This is a genomic window from Pantoea sp., from assembly GCF_039594315.1.
Taxonomy (GTDB): Bacteria; Pseudomonadota; Gammaproteobacteria; order Enterobacterales; family Enterobacteriaceae; genus Pantoea.
Map to the genome: position 1 here is coordinate 1 of NZ_JBCNNP010000102.1, position 4,907 is coordinate 4,907.

Below are 4,907 nucleotides of genomic sequence, written 5' to 3' on the forward strand. Positions count from 1 at the left end.
TGTAGGTACGACGATGTCCGCGGATTTCCGCTTCATCACGCACGCCACCCAGCGCCATACGCACGTATTTACGTCCGGTGGCCTTAGCAATCGACTGTCCCAGCGAGGTTTTACCCACGCCCGGCGGTCCAACTAGGCACAGAATTGGGCCTTTGATTTTGCTAACGCGACTCTGCACCGCAAGATACTCAAGGATGCGATCTTTGACGCGCTCCAGACCGTAATGGTCGATATCCAGCGTTTCCTGCGCTTTACGCAGGTCTTTTTTCACCTTGCTGCGCGCCACCCACGGAACCTGAACCATCCAGTCGATGTAGCCACGCACCACGGTCGCTTCTGCAGACATCGGCGACATCATCTTCAGCTTCTGCAGCTCAGCTTCGGCTTTTTCACGCGCTTCGGTCGGCATTTTGGCCGCTTCAATCTTACGTTTCAGCGCCTCGTACTCATCCGGCGCATCATCCATTTCGCCCAGCTCTTTCTGAATGGCTTTCATTTGCTCATTCAGATAGTACTCACGCTGGCTTTTTTCCATCTGCTTTTTAACGCGGTTGCGAATGCGCTTCTCAACCTGCAGCAGATCGATTTCTGATTCCATCATCGCCATCAGATATTCCAGACGTTCATTGACGTCGGACATCTCCAGCACGGACTGTTTGTCAGCCAGTTTCAGCGGCATATGCGCTGCGACGGTATCGGCCAGACGGGCCGCATCGTCGATGCTGTTGAGGGAGGTTAAGACCTCAGGTGGGATTTTTTTATTGAGCTTGATGTAGCCTTCGAACTGGTTGATGGCCGTGCGCACCAGCACTTCCTGCTCGCGCTCTTCAATTTCTGGCGAGATAAGGTATTCGGCCTGGGCAACAAAATGGTCGCCATTATCAGCCAGCGTGGTGATGTGCGCGCGCTGTAAACCTTCGACCAGCACTTTTACCGTGCCGTCTGGAAGTTTCAGCATCTGCAATACAGAAGCGACGGTCCCTACTGAGAAGAGATCGTTAATGCCAGGTTCATCCGTTGAAGCCTCTTTCTGTGCAACCAGCATGATTTTTTTATCATGATCCATCGCGGCTTCGAGGCACCGAATCGATTTTTCCCGGCCAACAAACAACGGAATTACCATGTGCGGATAAACCACCACGTCGCGCAACGGCAACACGGGGATTTCAATGCGTTCAGAACGCTCAGGATTCATAGAGCTCTCTCTTAGTTTAATGTCCGCCAGGTGATGGGTACCGCGCAATTAGAGGTTTTGCAGTTAAACCCACAGGATATTGAGTATATGGGGATGCTTGTACGACATTCAATGTCACTGGCGAGAGAAAAACAAAAGGGGAAAGATTTTTCCCCTTTTTTAAGATAACAACGTGGTGCAATTGTTTATTTATTCGCCAGAAGCCTGGGCTTCATGCTTTCCATAAATCAACATTGGCTCAGATTGACCGTCAATCACTGACTCATCAATCACCACTTTTTCAACGTCATCCATTGATGGCAAGTCGTACATGGTCTCGAGTAACGCACCTTCAACGATGGAGCGCAGACCGCGTGCACCGGTTTTACGTGACATGGCTTTTTTAGCAATTGCTGTTAAAGCTTCATCACGGAATTCCAGTTCTACACCTTCAAGATTAAATAGCGCCTGATACTGTTTGGTCAGGGCATTTTTTGGCTCACGCAGGATCTGAATCAGCGCTTCTTCACTTAGTTCACTCAGCGTTGCCACCACTGGCAAACGACCAATGAACTCAGGAATCAGACCAAACTTGATCAAATCTTCTGGCTCGACCTGCGACAGCAATTCACCTTCGCTCGCTTTCTGCGATTTGCCTTTAACGGTTGCACCGAAGCCGATACCGGATCCAGTTTCAACACGCTGAGAAATCACTTTATCGAGACCGGCAAATGCACCACCACAGATGAACAGAATCTTGGAAGTGTCAACTTGCAAGAATTCCTGCTGCGGATGCTTACGTCCACCCTGCGGCGGAACAGCGGCCACGGTGCCTTCAATCAATTTCAGTAACGCTTGTTGCACGCCTTCACCCGATACGTCGCGGGTAATTGACGGGTTGTCAGACTTACGAGAAATCTTGTCGATTTCATCGATGTAGACAATGCCGCGCTGCGCTTTCTGCACGTCGTAATCACACTTCTGCAACAGCTTCTGGATGATGTTTTCTACATCTTCACCCACGTAACCGGCTTCGGTCAGTGTGGTGGCATCCGCCATGGTAAACGGTACGTCCAGCAAGCGCGCCAGTGTTTCTGCTAACAGTGTTTTACCGCTACCGGTTGGACCGATCAGCAAAATGTTACTTTTGCCCAGTTCGATGCCATTGCTTGTATCGCCATTGCGCAAGCGTTTGTAGTGGTTATACACCGCAACCGCCAGCACTTTCTTCGCCCTTTCCTGACCGATAACGTAGTCATCGAGGTGATGGCGAATTTCATGCGGCGTCGGCAGTGAGCTACGCTCGCGATGCGGCGCAACTTCTTTGATCTCTTCACGAATGATGTCGTTGCAAAGATCAACGCACTCATCGCAAATATACACTGACGGCCCGGCAATTAGCTTACGGACTTCATGCTGGCTTTTGCCGCAGAAAGAGCAGTACAGCAACTTACCTGAACCGTCTTTGCGCTTATCTGTCATCAGCTAACCTCTTTTCTTTCTCAGACCTAATTTGTTGTACGGCACTGGCCGTACATCAACGGCCGATATTCATTCAACCCATCTGCCTGCTTCCCGTTAACTATAGCGTAAGGGGCAGACAGATGTGTCTTATTGGCGATGCGTCAGGATTGAGTCGACCAAGCCATACTCTACCGCTTCGCTCGCTGAGAGGAAACGATCGCGCTCGGTGTCGCGTTCAATCTCTTCCAGCGATTTGCCGGTGTGCTCCGCCATCAACTCATTCATGCGCTGTTTCACTTTCAGGATTTCACGCGCGTGGATTTCGATATCCGTCGCCTGGCCCTGATAGCCGCCCAGCGGCTGGTGAATCATCACACGTGAATTAGGCAGGCAGAAGCGTTTGCCTTTAGTCCCTGCCGTCAGCAGGAACGCGCCCATCGAACAAGCCTGACCCATACAAATGGTGCTGACGTCTGGCTTGATGAATTTCATGGTGTCGTAAATCGACATCCCGGCAGTAATCACGCCGCCTGGCGAGTTAATGTAGAGATAAATGTCTTTTTCAGGATTCTCAGCTTCCAGAAACAGCATCTGCGCCACGATCAGGTTAGCCATATGATCTTCAACCTGACCAGTCAGGAAGATCACACGCTCTTTGAGCAGGCGAGAGTAGATGTCGTATGAACGCTCGCCACGCGAGGTTTGTTCAACCACCATTGGCACCAGCGCCATGTGCGGTGCAGTAAATTCACGATCGCCACTGTATGACATTACCGTCTCCTGATAATTTTATTGGCAACATTCTGTACCGATTTTACGTGAGGCGCGGCGGGAAAACTACGCGCCACAGTCTCAGTCCGCGATAATGGGACGGTTAATCAGCCAGTCTCACTGTTTTCATGCATGCTCCCTGTATCTGGGGATGCTGCCCAGTTGTTTCAAGCATAACAACCTTTTGCCCATTCGCTAACACGGAAAAAGAGCTTAGCGGATAATTTGCCGATTAATTAAGCAAATAGACGACAAAACTACGCTATTAAGCGCTAGAAACGAAAAAGCCCGCGACTTTTCAGTCACGGGCTCAGCACTAACGGTTAACGAATGAATCAGGCCGCTGAGGTCTGGTTCATCAGTTCCTGGAAGTTAGTGGCTTTATCGGTCACTTTAGCTTTCGCCAGAACCGCTTCAACCGCTTGCTCTTCCAGAGCAACGTTGCGCATGTTGTTCATCAGCTCGTTGTTCTTGCTGTAGAACTCAATCACTTCCTGCGGATCTTCATACGCAGAAGCCATCTCTTCGATCAGTGCTTTAACGCGATCTTCGTCAGCTTTCAGCTCGTTGATGCGAATCACTTCGCCCAGCAGCAGGCCAACAACAACGCGGCGTTTAGCTTGCTCTTCGAACAGCTCGCGTGGCAGTTCCAGCGCTTGCTTCTCGTTGCCACCAAAACGCTGTGCAGCCTGACGACGCAGAACGTCGATTTCGCTGTCGATCAGCGCAACCGGAACGTCGATGTCGTTAGCTGCAACCAAGCCGTCGATTGCCTGAGATTTCACGCGGTTACGGATAGCGCCTTTCAGCTCGCGATCCATGTTCTTACGCACTTCTGCACGCAAACCGGCAACTGAACCGTCTTCAACGCCGAAACGTTTGATGAACTCTTCAGTCAGTTCTGGCAATTCACGTGTTTCAACTTTCTTCAGCACGATTTCGAACTTCGCGTCTTTCCCTTTCAGGGTTTCAGCGTGGTAATCGTCTGGGAATTTCACGTCGATGGTGAAGGTTTCGCCCGCTTTGTGGCCAACAACACCTTCTTCGAAACCTGGGATCATACGACCCTGGCCCATTGCCAGTACGAAGTCAGACGCTTTGCCGCCTTCGAACTCTTCGCCGTCCACAGAACCGCTGAAGTCGATGGTTGCGCGATCTTCAGCAGTCGCAGCAGCATCGGTTTCTTTCCAGGTCGCCTGCTGCTTCTGCAGGGTTTCCAGCATGGTATCAACGTCAGCGTCAGTCACTTCGACTACTGGCTTCTCGACTTCGATAGCATCCAGGCCTTTCAGCTCAACTTCTGGATACACTTCGAACTCAACCGCGTAGGTGAAGTCTTCGCCTTCTTTATATTCGCCTGGCACGTAGTTAGGTGCGCCAGCCGGATTGATTTTCTCTTTGATGATGGCGTCAACGAAGTTGCGCGTCATCAGCTCGCCCAGCACGTCCTGGCGAACAGAAGCACCGTAGCGCTGAGAAATGATGTGTGCCGGCACTT

General features: G+C 51.0%; 4 protein-coding genes. All 4 read right to left on the reverse strand.

Annotation, left to right across the window (positions count from 1 at the left end; translation table 11 throughout):
- Positions 1–1,195, reverse strand: a 1,195-nt coding sequence (locus tag ABDW13_RS23235; RefSeq protein ID WP_343554864.1) for an LON peptidase substrate-binding domain-containing protein, incomplete at its 3' end; no start/stop codon positions are given.
- Between the two features lie 189 nt (positions 1,196–1,384).
- On the reverse strand, positions 1,385–2,656 hold the full coding sequence (gene clpX, locus ABDW13_RS23240) for an ATP-dependent protease ATP-binding subunit ClpX (protein ID WP_007886970.1): 1,272 nt from the start codon (positions 2,654–2,656) through the stop codon (positions 1,385–1,387).
- 129 nt (positions 2,657–2,785) lie between these two features.
- On the reverse strand, positions 2,786–3,409 hold the full coding sequence (gene clpP, locus ABDW13_RS23245; RefSeq protein ID WP_008103933.1) for an ATP-dependent Clp endopeptidase proteolytic subunit ClpP: 624 nt from the start codon (positions 3,407–3,409) through the stop codon (positions 2,786–2,788).
- A 335-nt stretch (positions 3,410–3,744) separates the two neighbouring features.
- Positions 3,745–4,907: trigger factor (gene tig, locus ABDW13_RS23250; protein ID WP_343554865.1), on the reverse strand; the 1,163-nt coding region annotated here is incomplete at its 5' end.